13 protein-coding genes and 1 other RNA gene are annotated in these 15,494 nt (G+C 58.1%); 4 read left to right on the top strand and 10 right to left on the bottom strand.

The features are described 5' to 3' along the window. Positions 1 to 3: 3 nt before the first annotated feature. The 7 genes from gcvP to AC2CF9_RS16800 all read right to left on the bottom strand — a co-directional run bounded on the left by gcvP (position 4) and on the right by AC2CF9_RS16800 (position 9,802). Positions 4 to 2,877 (bottom strand): aminomethyl-transferring glycine dehydrogenase, encoded by a 2,874-nt coding sequence (gcvP, locus tag AC2CF9_RS16770; RefSeq protein WP_484557516.1) that lies wholly within the window; start codon positions 2,875 to 2,877, stop codon positions 4 to 6. A gap of 96 nt (positions 2,878 to 2,973) precedes the next feature. Then, entirely contained in the window at positions 2,974 to 3,360 is a 387-nt protein-coding gene (gcvH, locus tag AC2CF9_RS16775) for a glycine cleavage system protein GcvH (RefSeq protein ID WP_150018534.1), read from the bottom strand. A gap of 20 nt (positions 3,361 to 3,380) precedes the next feature. Further along, the gene (gene gcvT, locus AC2CF9_RS16780) at positions 3,381 to 4,478 is read right to left on the bottom strand and encodes a glycine cleavage system aminomethyltransferase GcvT (protein ID WP_484557517.1); all 1,098 of its coding nucleotides are present in this window, start codon (positions 4,476 to 4,478) and stop codon (positions 3,381 to 3,383) included. Between the two features lie 977 nt (positions 4,479 to 5,455). Continuing rightward, entirely contained in the window at positions 5,456 to 6,658 is a 1,203-nt protein-coding gene (ubiI, locus tag AC2CF9_RS16785) for an FAD-dependent 2-octaprenylphenol hydroxylase (RefSeq protein WP_150018532.1), read from the bottom strand. 13 nt (positions 6,659 to 6,671) lie between these two features. Beyond that, a complete protein-coding gene (gene ubiH, locus AC2CF9_RS16790) occupies positions 6,672 to 7,850 on the bottom strand; it encodes a 2-octaprenyl-6-methoxyphenyl hydroxylase (protein WP_484557518.1) in 1,179 nt (392 codons plus the stop codon). Then, positions 7,847 to 9,169, bottom strand: coding sequence for a Xaa-Pro aminopeptidase (gene pepP, locus AC2CF9_RS16795; RefSeq protein WP_082032641.1), 1,323 nt, complete (start codon positions 9,167 to 9,169; stop codon positions 7,847 to 7,849). Before pepP ends, ubiH begins: the two co-directional genes overlap by 4 nt. A gap of 51 nt (positions 9,170 to 9,220) precedes the next feature. Continuing rightward, complete coding sequence (locus tag AC2CF9_RS16800; protein WP_150018530.1) at positions 9,221 to 9,802, bottom strand: YecA/YgfB family protein; 582 nt, start codon at positions 9,800 to 9,802, stop codon at positions 9,221 to 9,223. A gap of 169 nt (positions 9,803 to 9,971) precedes the next feature. Here AC2CF9_RS16800 and zapA point away from each other — a divergent pair, with 169 nt between their 5' ends. The 3 genes from zapA (at position 9,972) to AC2CF9_RS16815 (ending at position 11,261) form a co-directional block, all read left to right on the top strand. Next, positions 9,972 to 10,301: a cell division protein ZapA gene (gene zapA / locus AC2CF9_RS16805; RefSeq protein WP_034823204.1), complete on the top strand. Its 330-nt coding sequence runs from the start codon at positions 9,972 to 9,974 to the stop codon at positions 10,299 to 10,301. A gap of 39 nt (positions 10,302 to 10,340) precedes the next feature. Continuing rightward, a non-coding RNA gene (ssrS, locus tag AC2CF9_RS16810) (6S RNA) lies at positions 10,341 to 10,524 on the top strand. A 134-nt stretch (positions 10,525 to 10,658) separates the two neighbouring features. Then, positions 10,659 to 11,261 (top strand): 5-formyltetrahydrofolate cyclo-ligase, encoded by a 603-nt coding sequence (locus tag AC2CF9_RS16815; protein WP_150018529.1) that lies wholly within the window; start codon positions 10,659 to 10,661, stop codon positions 11,259 to 11,261. A 21-nt stretch (positions 11,262 to 11,282) separates the two neighbouring features. Here the strand turns inward: AC2CF9_RS16815 and serA are convergent, their stop codons facing one another. Beyond that, a complete protein-coding gene (serA, locus tag AC2CF9_RS16820) occupies positions 11,283 to 12,521 on the bottom strand; it encodes a phosphoglycerate dehydrogenase (protein ID WP_150018528.1) in 1,239 nt (412 codons plus the stop codon). A gap of 278 nt (positions 12,522 to 12,799) precedes the next feature. Continuing rightward, a complete protein-coding gene (gene rpiA / locus AC2CF9_RS16825; protein ID WP_039380041.1) occupies positions 12,800 to 13,459 on the bottom strand; it encodes a ribose-5-phosphate isomerase RpiA in 660 nt (219 codons plus the stop codon). Positions 13,460 to 13,641: 182 nt separating this feature from the next. Here rpiA and AC2CF9_RS16830 point away from each other — a divergent pair, with 182 nt between their 5' ends. Continuing rightward, positions 13,642 to 14,547, top strand: coding sequence for a LysR family transcriptional regulator ArgP (locus AC2CF9_RS16830; RefSeq protein WP_108570046.1), 906 nt, complete (start codon positions 13,642 to 13,644; stop codon positions 14,545 to 14,547). A gap of 39 nt (positions 14,548 to 14,586) precedes the next feature. Here the strand turns inward: AC2CF9_RS16830 and AC2CF9_RS16835 are convergent, their stop codons facing one another. Continuing rightward, entirely contained in the window at positions 14,587 to 15,321 is a 735-nt protein-coding gene (locus AC2CF9_RS16835; protein ID WP_484557519.1) for an oxidative stress defense protein, read from the bottom strand. Positions 15,322 to 15,494: the final 173 nt, after the last annotated feature.

Genomic DNA, 15,494 nt, shown 5'->3' on the forward strand with positions numbered 1-15,494 from the left:
CGCTTACTGATATTCGCTCATCGGCACGCAGGCGCAGAAGACGTTGCGATCGCCGAAGACGTCATCAAGACGTTTTACCGTTGGCCAGTACTTATTCGCACTGCCTGCCGGGAATACCGCCAGCTCTCGGGTATAGGGATGCTGCCACTCGCCCACGATTTCCATTTGCGTATGCGGTGCGTTGACCAGCGGATTGTCATCAGCAGGCCACTCACCGGCGGTGACGCGGTCAATCTCCATGCGGATCGCCAGCATCGCGTCGATAAAGCGATCCAGCTCTGCTTTGCCCTCTGATTCGGTCGGCTCCACCATCAGCGTACCCGCTACCGGGAAAGACATGGTCGGAGCGTGAAAACCGTAATCGATCAGACGTTTGGCAATATCCAGCTCGCTGATGCCGCTCTGCTCTTTGAGCGGACGAATATCGAGAATACATTCGTGCGCCACGCGACCATCGCGTCCGGTGTAGAGGATCGGATAGGCCGACTGCAGACGACGCGCAATGTAGTTGGCGTTGAGGATCGCCACCGAGCTCGCCTGTTTCAGTCCTTCTGCGCCCATCATACGGATATACATCCAGCTGATAGGCAGAATGGAGGCGCTGCCAAACGGCGCAGCCGAAACGGCGCCCTGCAGCGTCAGTACGCCATCAATCTGCACCACGCTGTGCCCCGGCACAAACGGGGCCAGATGCGCTTTTACGCCAATCGGCCCCATGCCCGGTCCGCCGCCGCCGTGCGGAATGCAGAAGGTTTTATGCAGATTGAGATGTGAGACGTCGGCACCGATATAGCCAGGCGTAGTAATGCCCACCTGGGCGTTCATGTTGGCGCCATCCAGATACACCTGACCGCCATACTGATGCACAATCTGGCACACCTCGCGGATGGTTTCTTCATAGACGCCGTGAGTGGAGGGATAGGTCACCATGATACAGGAGAGCGCATCGCCCGCCTGAGCCGCTTTCTCACGCAGATCGCCGAGATCGATGTTGCCCTGTTTATCGCAGGCAACCACAACAACCGACATGCCCGCCATTTGCGCCGAGGCTGGATTGGTGCCGTGTGCCGAACCCGGGATGAGGCAGATGTTGCGCCGGCCTTCATTGCGGCTTTCGTGATAGCGGCGGATCGCCAGCAGGCCGGCATACTCTCCCTGCGCCCCGGAGTTAGGCTGCATGCAGAGCGCGTCATAGCCGGTGAGCTGTACCAGCCACTGCGACAGCTGCCCAATCATCTGCAGATAGCCGGTAGCCTGTTCAGCGGGGCAGAATGGGTGCAGTTCAGAGAACTCCGGCCAGGTGATCGGGATCATCTCTGCGGCGGCATTCAGCTTCATGGTGCAGGAGCCGAGGGGGATCATTGCCTGATTCAGCGCCAGATCTTTTTTCTCCAGGCTGTGCATGTAGCGCATCATTTCTGTTTCGCTGTGGTAGCGGTTAAATACCGGATGCGTCAGATAATCACTGCGGCGCTGCTGGCCTGCCGGAATAGCCGCACTCTCCGCCGATACGGCGGCATCAAGCGTATCGATATCCAGCCCGTGCGCGTCGCCCAGAAAAATAGCAAACAGCGCCTGTACATCTTCACGGCTGGTGGTTTCATCCAGCGTGATACCCACGGCGTCAGGCATATCGCTGCGCAGGTTTACGCCAAAACTCAGCGCGCGATTAAGCACGGCAGCCTTGTCAGCAACCTCAACGGTCAGCGTGTCAAACCAGCTGGCGTGGCGCAGCGTCAATCCGCCTTTCTGCAGGCCGGTTGCCAGAATGCTGGTCAGGCGATGAATGCGCGAGGCGATGCGCTGCAAACCCTGCGGACCGTGCCAGACCGCATAGAGGCCGGCGATATTGGCCAGCAGGACCTGCGAGGTACAGATATTGGAGTTCGCCTTTTCACGACGGATATGCTGCTCGCGCGTCTGCATCGCCATGCGCAGCGCGGTGTTGCCCGCCGCATCGCGTGAGACGCCGATAATCCGGCCCGGCATTGAGCGTTTGTGCTCATCGCGGCTGGCAAAAAAGGCCGCGTGCGGTCCGCCATAGCCCATTGGCACGCCAAAGCGCTGAGCGGAGCCAAACACAATGTCAGCGCCCTGTTTGCCGGGCGCCTCCAGCAGCAGCAGCGCCATGAAATCAGCGGCCACGCTCACGACAACTTTGCGGCTGTTCAGCTCTGCTATCAGGTCGCGATAATCATGTACTTCACCACTGGTGCCCACCTGCTGCAGAAGAACACCAAACAGATCCTGATGATCGCGCGCTTTCTCTGCCCGATCGATAATCAGATCAAAGCCAAACGTTTCGGCGCGGGTGCGTACGACATCCAGCGTCTGCGGATGAATATCATCGGCGATAAAGAAGCGCGTGGCGCTCTTCAGCTTGCTGACGCGTTTCGCCATCGCCATCGCTTCAGCTGCCGCGGTGGCTTCATCCAGCAGCGACGCGGAGGCGATATCCATACCGGTAAGATCCAGCGTCAGCGTCTGGAAATTCAGCAGCGCCTCCAGACGCCCCTGCGACACCTCGGGCTGATACGGCGTATAGGCGGTGTACCAGCCAGGATTTTCCAGCATATTACGCAGGATCACCGGCGGAGTGATCGCTGCACTGTAGCCCATGCCGATCCAGGATTTGTAGCGCTGATTCTGACTGGCCATCGCTTTCAGCTCTGCCAGCGCCTGCTGCTCGGTCGCGGCTTCACCCGTGGCCGGCGGCCCGGGCAGCTGAATATCCGCCGGTACGATGGTGCTGATGAGTTCGTTTAGCGAACCGGCACCAATCGCTTCCAGCATGCTGGCCTGCTGGGCGGCGGTGGGACCAATATGGCGCTCGATAAATGCACCGTTATGTTCAAGCTGGCTGAGAGTCTGGGTCATTACAGTCAATCCTGCATCGGGCTGGGTTACACAAAGGACTTACAACAGGCAGATAAAGAAGAGGTGCCGCACTGCGACACCGTCAGAGGCTACCGGTTACTCGTCGATACTGGCTTTATAGGCGTCAGCATCAAGCATGCTGTCGAGTTCAGCTTCATCGCTGGCTTTCAGGCGGAACAACCAGCCCTCGCCATAAGGCGCGCTGTTCACCAGCTCAGGGGAGTCGGTCAGCGCTTCATTTACCGCAACAATTTCACCGCTCAGCGGTGCATAGATATCGGAAGCCGCTTTAACCGACTCCGCGACGGCGCAGTCGTCGCCCGCGCTAAACGTAGCGCCGACCTCTGGCAGATCGACAAACACCATATCACCGAGCAGCTCCTGGGCATGCTCGGTGATCCCCACGGTCCAGGAGCCATCTTCTTCTTTACGCACCCACTCGTGGCTGTCACGGTATTTCAACGTATTTGGCACATTACTCATCGCCATTTCTCCTGAAAAATTTACTGAGCGACCGGCTTACCGGCGCGTACAAAAACGGGTTTAGTCACTTTTACCGGCATTTCGCGATTGCGGATCTCCACAATGGCCTGCTCGCCAATACCGGCAGGCACGCGCGCCAGGGCGATGCTGCAGCCCAGCGTCGGCGAGAAGGAACCACTGGTAATCATACCCTGCTGCGGTACGCCCTGCTCATCGGTGAAGCGCACCGTCTGGCCACTGCGCAGTACGCCTTTTTCCGTCATGACCAGCCCCACCAGTTTCTCACTGCCCTGTTCGCGCTGCGCTTCCAGCGCTTCACGTCCAATAAAATCGCGATCGGCTGGTTCCAGGCTGATAGTCCAGCCCATATTCGCGGCCAGCGGCGAAACGCCTTCATCCATCTCCTGGCCATAAAGATTCATACCGGCTTCCAGACGCAGCGTGTCGCGGGCGCCTAAGCCTGCGGGTTTGACGCCGGCGGCCAGCAGCTGCTGCCAGAACGTTTCCGCCTGCTCAGCGGGCAGCGCAATTTCATAGCCCGCCTCGCCGGTGTAGCCGGTGGTGGCAATGAACAGGTCGCCTGACTGCACGCCATAAAAAGGTTTCATGCCGGCAACGGCAGCGCGCTGGCTCTCATCAAACAGCGTCTGTGCTTTCTGCTGCGCATTCGGGCCCTGCACGGCAATCAGCGCCAGATCATGACGTTCGGTCAGCGCCACGCCAAACGGTGCGGCGTGCTGCGTGATCCAGGCGAGATCTTTCTCTCGCGTGGCGGAGTTGACCACCAGGCGGAAAAAATCCTCCTGCATGAAGTAGACGATCAGATCGTCTATCACGCCGCCCGATGCGTTAAGCATGCCGCTGTAGAGCGCTTTGCCAGGCTGCGTCAGTTTTGCGACATCATTTGCCAGCAGATAGCGCAAAAACTCGCGAGTCCGTGCGCCGTGCAGATCAACGATGGTCATGTGCGATACATCAAACATGCCGGCGTCACTGCGCACTGCGTGGTGCTCATCGATTTGCGAGCCGTAGTGCAGCGGCATCATCCAGCCATGGAAGTCCACCATACGTGCACCATCCTGCTGGTGCTGCTTAAACAGAGGCGTTTGCTGAGTCATAACCATCCTGTGAAAACCAATAAGCGGGGCTCGTCTGCGCGATGATAAATCGTCCACGCAAACGTTCTCTTTCAGCTGACGTTACCACTGAAAAACAGATTTAACCATAAGCAAAACGAGGTCGAAGCCGGGTCTCATCTTTGCGGTGCCTTCCATAGCATGCAGCATAATCCGCTGTCTTTGTGTGATTAAACGCGCAGATTATGCAACTACGGGGCGATATCTCAGTAAATAAAACACGCTACCGCGGGTAAAGTAAGAAATGGCATAGTTGTGCGATTAATCCTGCATGAAAATAACTAATGCGAATCTTGCAGTGAAATTAGAATAAATCAAACGAGGCATCATTATGATGCAGAGCGCTCTGTTTTAGTGCGAACAGAGATTAAGGGGAGGTTTATGCCGGGGTGCATTAATGCGCCCCCTGCGGTAAGGCGGGGTGAAACCATGACGCCCGGTATTGAGCCACCGTAGGGGCGTCATTTATGGCGCCCGGGTTAACGCGGGTGCGAAATGTGACGTCCGGGAATGGATTCGAACCGGGGCGCATTCATGCGCCCCCTACGGTAAGGCGGGGGCGAAATAATAACGCCCTGTGTTGGGCCACCGTAGGGGCGCCATTTATGGCGCCCGGGTTGAGGCGGGTGCGAAATGTGACGTCCGGGGATGGATTTGAACCGGGGCGCATTAATGCGCCCCCTGCGGTGAGGCGGGTGCGAAACCATGACGCCCGGTATTGAGCCACCGCAGGGGCGTCATTTATGGCGCCCGGGTTAACGCGGGTGCGAAATGTAACGTCCGGGGATAGATTTGAACCGGGGCGCATTAATGCGCCCCCTGCGGTGATGCGGGTGTGAAATGTGACGTCCGGGGATGGGTTCAAACCGGGGCGCATTAATGCGCCCCCTACGGTGAGGCGGGAGCGAAATGATGGCGCCCGGGGTAAGGCGGATACGAAACGACAGCGTCCTGGTTAGCTAGCGGATCCACTCTGGCAGGTCGTTCAGCCCCATCGCCTGCTTCAGCAGACGCGGCTTTACGCCTGGCAGCGTATCGGCCAGCTTTAGCCCGACATCGCGCAGCAGCTTTTTCGCCGGATGCGTGCCGGCGAACAGCTCGCGGAATCCCTGCATGCCGGCCAGCATCAGCGCTGCGCTGTGCTTGCGGCTGCGTTCATAGCGGCGCAGTGAGAGGTGCTCGCCGATATCACGGCCCGCCTGATGCAGGCGGCGGATCTCACCAATCAGCTCAGCCGCATCCATAAAGCCTAAGTTCACGCCCTGCCCGGCCAGCGGATGAATGGTGTGCGCCGCATCGCCGACCAGCGCCAGACGATGAGCTGCAAAATTGCGCGCATAGCGTGCCGTCAGCGGGAACGTTTTGCGCTCGCTCTCAACGCTGCATAATCCCAGCCGCATATCAAAGGCTACAGAGAGCTGCTGATTAAACAGCGCTGCGGGCATCGACTGCATGCGCGCTGCTTCCTGTGGAGCCAGCGACCAGACGATTGAGCACAGGTGCGGATCCTGCATCGGCAGAAAAGCGAGAATGCCATCGCCGTGAAATACCTGACGCGCGATGGCATCATGCGGCATGTCAGTACGCACGTTCGCGACCAGCGCATGATGCTCATAATCCCAGAACGTCAGCGGGATATCCGCTTTTTCACGCAGCCAGGAGCTGGCGCCGTCGGCGGCTATCATCAGCCGGGCGCTCATCATGGTGCCATCTTCCAGCGTGATAAACGCTTCGTTATCACCAAACGCGACCTGCTGCAGACGGGCCGGTGCAAACAGCGTAACATCTTTGCACTGGCTGGCACGCTGCCACAGCGCACTGTGAATCACTTCATTTTCAACAATATAGCCAAGATGCGATAGCCCCTGCTGCTCATCATCGAAGCTGACAGAGCCAAAGCTATCCTGATCCCACACTTCCATACCGTGATACGCGCTGGCGCGCAGGGCGAGAATAGATGACCAGACGTCAAGTTTTTGTAGCAGCCGTTCGCTGGCTGCATTAATTGCTGATACCCGAATCGACGCTGCTGCTGCCGGATCAAACTGCGGTTCCGCCGCTTTCTCCAGTACTGCAACGCGCAGACCACTTCCCTGCAAACCGCAGGCCACTGCCAGACCGACCATGCCGCCACCGGCAATCACCACATCAAATGTTTGCATTGCTGCCTCTTTATTAACGCTTTACCCAGCCGAGCGTACGCGCGGCCAGCGGATGTTGCAGCCAGGGGAGGTGATCCATAGCCACCAGCCCGAGATTTCGTCCTGCAACCAGCGGTGCATAACGGTTAGCGAACAGGCGCACCAGGCCGTCAGTCACGCCGATTGTCGCCGCGCGGTCAGCCTGACGCCGGGCGGCAAAATGCTGCAGCACCGCATAACTGCCGGGATCCTGCTGCTGGCGCCAGGCGCCGGCCAGCGTTTCCGCCAGCGACATGACATCGCGCAGGCCAAGATTAAAGCCCTGTCCGGCGATCGGATGCAGCGTCTGGGCAGCATTGCCGACCAGCGCCAGCCGGTGCTTCACCTGACGATCGGCGGTTTGCAGCGCCAGCGGGTAAATTTCACGCTGACCGGCATGGGTAAAGCGCCCCAGCCGCCAGCCAAATGCGCGCTGCAGTTCGCGCCGGAATGTCTCTTCATCCCACGCCCGCACCCGGGATTCTGCGGCTGCCGGATGGCACCACACCAGCGACATACGATTGCCGGACATCGGCAGCAGCGCCAGCGGCCCGTGCGGCGTAAAACGCTCAAACGCCTGCCCCTGATGCGGCAGCTGAGTGGACACGTTGGCAATCACCGCCAGCTGCTGATAATCCTCGCGCTGCCACTGAATACCGCATGACGCCGCCAGCGATGAGCGCGACCCATCTGCAGCCACCAGCAGCGTACCCTCCAGCGTTTCGCCGCTGTTAAGCGTCACCTGCGCATGCGCTTTATCACGCGTGACCTGCGTGACGTAATCGGGGCAGCGCAGCGTAACGCCGGGCGCCTGCCGGAGACGCTCAAACAGGCGCTGTCCGACATCGAACAGTTCCACCACCTGCCCGAGCGCAGCCAGCTGATACGCCTCTGCGCTGAGCTGTACAAAGCCACTGTGGCCGCGATCGGAGACGTGAATGCGGGTGATCGGCGTGGCGCACTCCGCCAGCGAACGCCAGAGGTTGATCGCCGCCAGCTGCTGGCAGGTGCCGGCGGCCAGCGCAATCGCCCGGCCATCAAAACCGGGGTGCGCACGGCTAGCCGGCTCGCTGCGCTCAATAAGCGTGACCGGTAACCTGCCCTGCGTCAGATGCGATATCGCCAGCGCCAGCGTGGCGCCGGTCATGCCCCCGCCTGCAATCAGAATGGTCATACGCCGCGCGCCGCTGCCATCAGGGCTTCAATCGCATCCGGATCTTTCACCACGCTATCGGTAAGATTCTCATGGCCTGTCGCCGTGATCACAATATCATCCTCAATGCGCACGCCGATGCCGCGGTACTGCGGCGGCACGCTGGCATCAGGTGCAATATAGAGGCCCGGCTCTACCGTAAGCACCATGCCTGGCTCCAGCACGCGGTCGCGGCTCGGCGTACCGTAATCGCCGACGTCATGCACATCCAGGCCCAGCCAGTGGCCGAGGCCGTGCATAAAGAAAGGACGATGCGCCTGCGCTTCAAATAGTTCGTCGATATTGCCGTCAAGAATACCGAGATCAACGAGGCCGGTGATCATGATGTGCACAACTTCATCATTCACTTCATGAATGCTGACGCCGGGCCGGAACATCGACAGCGCTTTATGCAGCGAAGCCAGCACAATGTCGTAGATTTCCCGCTGCGGCGGCGTGAACCTGCCGTTTACCGGAAAGGTACGGGTAATATCACCCGCATAACCGTGAAACTCACAGCCGGCGTCGATTAGCACCAAATCGCCGTCGCGCATTGCGCTTTCATTTTCGGTGTAGTGCAAAATGCAGCCGTTTTCGCCACTTCCGACAATGGTGTTATAGGAGGGAAAGCGCGCGCCGTGGCGGGAGAATTCGTGGTGGATCTCCCCTTCAAGCTGATACTCATACATGCCGGGGCGGCACTGCTGCATGGCGCGGGTATGCGCCAGCGCGCTGATTTTTCCCGCCTGACGCAGGATCTCAATCTCTTCTGCGCTTTTAAACAGCCGCATCTCATGCACCCAGGGACGCCAGTCGGTCACGCTGGCGGGTGCGCTGAGATTCTGCCGGAAACCGCGACGTAATTTTTCCAGTGCGCTAAACAGCAGCTGGTCAGCGTAACCATATTCGCCCTGCGCGTGATACACCACGTCAAGGCCGTTCAGCAGCAAGTGCAGCTGTTCGCCAATATCATCCCACGGCAGTGCACGATCAACCCCCAGCTTCGCTGGCGCAGCCTCCTGCCCGAGGCGACGGCCAGACCACACCTCGGCAGTGAGATCGCGTATGCGGTTAAACAGCACGCTGTGATTATGATGTTCATCGCTTTTGATCAGCACCAGCAGCGCCTGCGGCTCGTTAAACCCGGTGAAATACCAGAAGTCACTGTTTTGCCGGTAGCTATATTCGGTGTCGTTGCTGCGCGTGACTTCAGGTGCTGCAAAAATCAGCGCCGCGCTGCCGGGGGCCATCTGCGTAATCAGCGCCTGACGACGCTGCCGGAACTGTTCCAGTGTGATCATAGTTGCACTCCCTGTTGATAACGGGCAGCAGCGCTGCCCGCAATGACGCGCTTAGTGTAGCGTAGGTTTCTGCACTTCCGGTGCGGTTGGCGTATGCGGGCGTGTGAAGGTGTCGTGGCACAGCAGCGCCGCGACGCGCACATACTCAATCACCTCTTCCAGCGACTGCTCCAGCTCTTCCTGATCTTCATCTTCTTCATAGCCAAGCTGAGCAATCGTACGCAGATCGTCAATCGCCTCGCCGGTTTCACCGGTGACTTTATCCAGTTTAGGCTGCGTGACGCCCAGGCCAAGCAGGAAATGATTGACCCAGCCCGCCAGCGCATCAGCCCGGTCAAACACGGTAATATCCTCTTCATCCGGCAGCATCAGCTGAAACAGAAAACCATCTTCTTCCAGGGTCGTGGTCAGGCTGTCATGCAGCGCCTGCAGCGGCTGTGCCAGGCTCTGCGAGAAAGCCATGCCTTCGTTGGCCAGATCGTGCACCAGCGTCTTCCAGCTGGCGTCCTGATTACCGCCACACAGGATGCCACACAGCAGTCCGTGCATTTCGGCAGGCGTCATGCCCACACCCTGCTGAGAGAGGGCTGCGGCCAGCGCGTTGTAAGTGGGTGTTGCGTTCTGTAAAGACATAAGCTTTGGTCGTCGTTGGCAGAATAAGTTCGTGATATGCTACCACCAGGTGCCTCAGGGTTTCCAGAAAAGGGGTTGTATCTTCTTACCCGCGTCTATATAGTTGCGCACCTTCCGGGCCAGTGGCGAGCCGGGTGGAGCGAACGAAGTAATCAGTCAGGATGGTGGCATGTCTGCACAACCGGTAGATATACAAATTTTTGGTCGTTCTTTGAGAGTAAATTGTCCGCCTGAACAGCAGGATGCGCTAAATCTTGCCGCAGAGGACCTCAATCAACGGTTGCAAGATTTAAAAGTTCGCACTAGAGTCACAAATACAGAGCAACTGGTGTTCATCGCCGCGTTAAATATCTGCCACGAGCTGGCGCAAGAGAAAGGTAAAACGCGTGACTATGCAGCAAACATGGAACAACGTATCCGCATGCTGCAGCAGACGATTGAACAGGCTTTAGTTGAGCAGGGTCGCATTACCGACCGCCAGGGCCCTAAATTCGAATAATACTTCATGGTTCTCATGCCAGAGCAACGATGAAGTCCTGTTTCTCTGAGATGTTTGCAAGCGGGCCAGTCCCCTGAGCCGATATTTCATACCAACAGAGTGTGACGCTCTGTAGCCTGTGAGCATGCTCGGTTCGTCCGAGAAGCCTGATGGTTGCGACGGCATACTCACCTTGAACCAAGGGTTCAAGGGTTACAGCCTGCGGCGGCATCTCGGAGATCTCTTTTCTGTTTTACCCGGCGTCATTTCAGGTAGTAGCGTCAGCTGCGACTGCGGCTACTGCCTGAAGCCAGTCCCCCTCCCCCTCTTTTGCATGTTATAGTCAGCGCAAGCTAATCCACTCGTCGGGGAGATCCTGTGTCAGCTATCGATTATTCCGAACGCCAGCTGCTGCGTCAGCATATCCGCCATCTGCGCCGGCATCTGACGCCTGAACAGCAGAGTGAAGCGGCCGAACAGCTGGCTGAGCACGCGATTAACCTGGCGCCTGTCTCAGCCGCGCAAAACATTGCGCTGTTTCTCTCCACCGACGGTGAAATCAATACCCGCCCGCTGATCGCCCGTCTCTGGCAGCAAAAAAAAGCGGTTTATCTGCCGGTACTGCATCCGTTTGCGCCAGGCAACCTGCTGTTTTTGCGTTACACCCCTGAGACACAGCTGGTCATGAATAAGCTGCGCATTCCGGAGCCGCCGCTGGATATTACGCAGATAGCGACGCTGGATCGGCTGGATGTCATGCTGGTTCCGCTGGTGGCGTTTGATGAGAGTGGACAACGGCTGGGGATGGGCGGCGGCTTTTACGATCGCACGCTGCAGAACTGGCAGCGCCACGGCTGTCTGCCGATTGGCATTGCCCACGACTGCCAGCGCGTTGAGGCGCTGCCGGCAGCCGCATGGGACATCCCGCTACCCGCCGTGCTGACGCCGGCAAAGCTGTGGCAGTGGGATGCTTCGTTCTGACGGGCATATGCCCGTCACCAGTCAGTAAAGCAGGCGGGCGCGCATGGTGCCCGGGATGGCGCGCATGAGCTGCAGCGCTTTATCCGCCACATCTTTTTCCGCATCGATATCAATTACCACGTAACCAAGCTGTGGCGAGGTCTGCAGGAACTGCGCCGCGATATTGATATTCTGCTCAGCGAAAATCTGGTTGATGGCAGTAAGAATGCCCGGACGGTTTTCGTGAATGTGCAGCAGACGGCTGGCGCTGGCACCGTGCATCGGCAGTGACACTTCCGGAAAATTAACCGCAGAGAGCGTCGAGCCGTTGTCGGAGTATTTTGCCAGCTTGCCCGAAACTTCCAGACCAATATTTTCCTGCGCTTCCTGCGTTGAACCGCCAATGTGCGGCGTCAGAATAACGTTATCAAACTCGCACAGCGGTGAATTAAACGGATCGCTGTTGGTTGCCGGTTCGGTCGGGAAGACGTCAATAGCTGCACCCGACAGATGTTTGCTGGAGAGCGCATGGCACAGCGCCGGAATATCGATAACGGTGCCGCGCGCGGCGTTAATCAGCAGCGCACCTGGCTTCATCAGCGCCAGCTCTTCTGCGCCAATCATGTTCTGGGTTGAAGCGGTCTCCGGCACATGCAGGCTGACCACATCACTCATATTGAGCAGATCCGACAGGTGGCGCACCTGCGTGGCATTCCCCAGCGGCAGCTTGTTTTCAATATCGTAAAAGAAAACGTGCATTCCCAAGCCTTCAGCCAGCACGCCGAGCTGCATGCCGATGTGACCATAACCAATGATACCCAGCTTTTTGCCGCGCGCTTCATAGGAGCCGGTTGCTACTTTGTTCCAGATACCGCGATGCGCTTTGGCGTTAGCTTCCGGAATGCCGCGCAGCATCAGCAGCATCTCGCCAATCACCAGCTCAGCAACGGAGCGGGTGTTAGAGAAAGGGGCGTTAAAGACCGGAATACCGCGCCGGGCAGCGGCGTTGAGATCGACCTGATTAGTGCCGATACAGAAGCAGCCTACCGCGACCAGTTTTTCTGCGGCGGCGAAGATCTCTTCCGTGAGCTGGGTGCGGGAGCGAATACCGATAAAGTGCGCATCACGGACAGAGGCTTTCAGCGACTCCGCATCCAGCGCCCCTTTGTGAAACTCAATGTTGGTATAGCCTGCCGCGCGCAGATTCTCCAGCGCGCTCTGATGCACGCCCTCCACCAGCAGAAATTTAATTTTGTCTTTATCCAGTGATACCTTTGCCATTTCCCGACCCTATTCAGAATTCAACGTGGAGTGCCATAAGATTACCTTCTGCCAAAATAACAAATTCTGGCAATGCGGCAATACAAACGATTGCGACCACGGCAGCACGCCCCGGCTTTCAGGCAGCACAAATCCATACAAAATCGCAGGAAGCCAGGAGCAGAAAGCAGGAATCGGCTCTCCATGCTCTGTTTGTGACATAAGTCACCAAATTCAGGCTGATAAAGAAAAGCAGAATTAGCCGGGGGAAAAACGGCGCGTCAGGCGCGCCGGAGAGATCATTTGAGAATGGTTTTGACGCCATCCGGTGTACCAATCAGCGCGACATCAGCGCCGCGCGTGGCAAACAGGCCGACCGTGACCACGCCCGCCAGCGCGTTGATGTTTTTTTCCATCGCGACAGGATCGAGGATCTGCAGATTGTGCACGTCGAGAATGATATTGCCATTATCGGTCACCACCTGCTGCCGATACTCCGGCTGGCCACCAAGCTTAACCAGCTCGCGCGCGACATAAGCACGCGCCATCGGGATCACCTCAACCGGAAGCGGGAAACGGCCAAGGATATCAACTTCTTTAGACGCATCCGCGATACAGATAAACTTCCGTGCGACCGCCGCCACAATTTTCTCGCGCGTCAGCGCCGCGCCACCGCCCTTGATCATCTGCATATGCGGATTGATCTCATCGGCACCATCGACATAGACCGCGATATCGTCCACGTCGTTAAGATCGAAAACCGGTATGCCCAGCGATTTCAGCTTCAGGGTGGAGGCTTCAGAGCTGGAGACCGCCCCCTCAATCTGGTGCTTCATGGTGGCCAGCGCGTCGATAAAATGCGCGGCCGTTGAGCCGGTGCCTACGCCAACAATGGTGCCTGGCTGCACATACTGCAGCGCCGCCCACCCTACCGCTTTTTTCAGTTCATCCTGGGTCATGGTATGTTTAAAACCTGTGCGACATCAAAGTGCGCGTAGTATAAAACAACGCGCTGTAAAAGTGCGCGGCTCACGCACCACCGATTTTTACCTTTGGAAGCCAGTCCGCAAAAATGCACCCGCCGCACAGCGCGGCCATTTTGTGGCATAGTACTTTCCACCCTGAACGAGAGAGAACAATAATGAAACGCCCGGATTACCGTACGCTTCAGGCGCTGGATGCAGTGATTCGCGAGCGCGGCTTTGAACGCGCCGCACAGAAGCTTTGTATTACCCAGTCAGCCGTATCGCAGCGTATCAAACAGCTGGAAAACCTGTTTGGGCAGCCGCTGCTGGTGCGCACCGTTCCGCCCCGCCCGACTGAGCAGGGGCAGAAGCTGCTGGCGCTACTGCACCAGGTTGAGCTGCTGGAAGAGGAGTGGCTGGGTGACGATCAGAGCGGAACCACGCCGCTGCTGCTCTCGCTGGCGGTGAACGCCGACAGTCTTGCTACCTGGCTGCTGCCGGCGCTGAAAGATGTGCTGGCGGACTCCCCGGTGCGGCTGAATCTGCAGGTAGAAGATGAAACGCGTACGCAGGAACGTCTGCGCCGCGGCGAAGTGGTGGGCGCCGTGAGTATCCAGCCGCAGCCGCTGCCGAGCTGCCTGGTCGATCAGCTGGGAGCGCTCGACTATCTGTTTTGCGCCTCACCCGATTTTGCCGCCCGCTATTTTCCCAACGGCGTGACGCGATCTGCTTTGCTGAAGGCGCCGGCGGTGGCGTTTGACCATCTGGATGATATGCATCAGGCGTTTTTGCAGCAGAATTTTGATCTGTCACCGGGCAGCGTACCCTGCCATATCGTTAACTCGTCAGAGGCGTTTGTGCAGCTGGCGCGGCAGGGATCGGTCTGCTGTATGATCCCGCATCTGCAGATTGAGCGCGAACTGGCGCAGGGTGAGCTGGTGGATCTGACGCCGGGACTCTATCAGCGCCGGATGCTCTACTGGCACCGCTTTGCGCCCGAGAGTCGCCTGATGCGCAGCGTCACCGACGCGCTGATTGCTCACGGGCATCGGGTGCTGCGTCAGGATGAGGTCACGGTCTGAGCATAGCGCAGCGGCAGATGCCGCTGCGGCTGTCAGCTATCAGGGCGTCGCGGCGTTCGGTTTGATTTCAAACACCACATCGACCTGATCGTCAAAGTGAATACTCTGCTGTTCGTACGTCTGCTGCGCGGTGGTATCCGCTGGCGCGGCAGCAGCTTTATACATGCGCGCCATCGGCATCGGCTGATAGTTGGCTACGTGATAGCGAACGCTGTAGACCGGGCCCAGCTTCGCGTTAAAGCCTTCTGCCAGCGCGCTGGCCTGCTGCGTCGCGTTAGCAATCGCGGCTTTACGCGCCTGCTCTTTATAGCTTTCTGCGTCTGCCACACCCAGCTCAACGGTGCGGATTTCGTTCAGGCCCGACTTCAGTGCGCCATCCAGCAGATCGTTCAGCTTGTCCAGCTGACGCAGCGTCACTTCCACCTGGCGTACCGCGCGGTAGCCTTTCAGTACCGACTTACCCTCTTTGGTGTAGTCATATTCTGGCTGGGTGCTCAGGTTAGCCGCATCGATATCTTTCTTTTCGATACCGCTCTTTTGCAGAAAATCAAAATATTGCGCCACGCGCGCGTCAGCCTGTTTTTTAGCATCGGCAGCTTCTTTGGAGGCGACGCTGACCATAATTGAGAGCGTCGCCATATCGGGACGCGCATCAACGCTCGCCTGGCCGGAAGTGACCACGTGCGGTCCCTCAGGCACTTCTCCGGCCTGTACTATGCCCGACAGTGCGCCAGTGCTCATTGCGGCGACCAGCGCCAGTGCTTTCAGTTTCACAAACTCCTCCTTGGAAATCGGGTTACCGGCTGCCACTATGGCGAAACCGCTATCGCTTTACTATGCGTGATGCTCTGAGTTTACGCAGACAGAAAAGTTCGTTCGCGCTGCGTTTTAACCTGCTGCCGGCTGCAAACTTATCACTACAGGGTTGCTAAAAACAGCATTGTGCG

Source organism: Pantoea sp. SYBGC1, assembly GCF_057197005.1.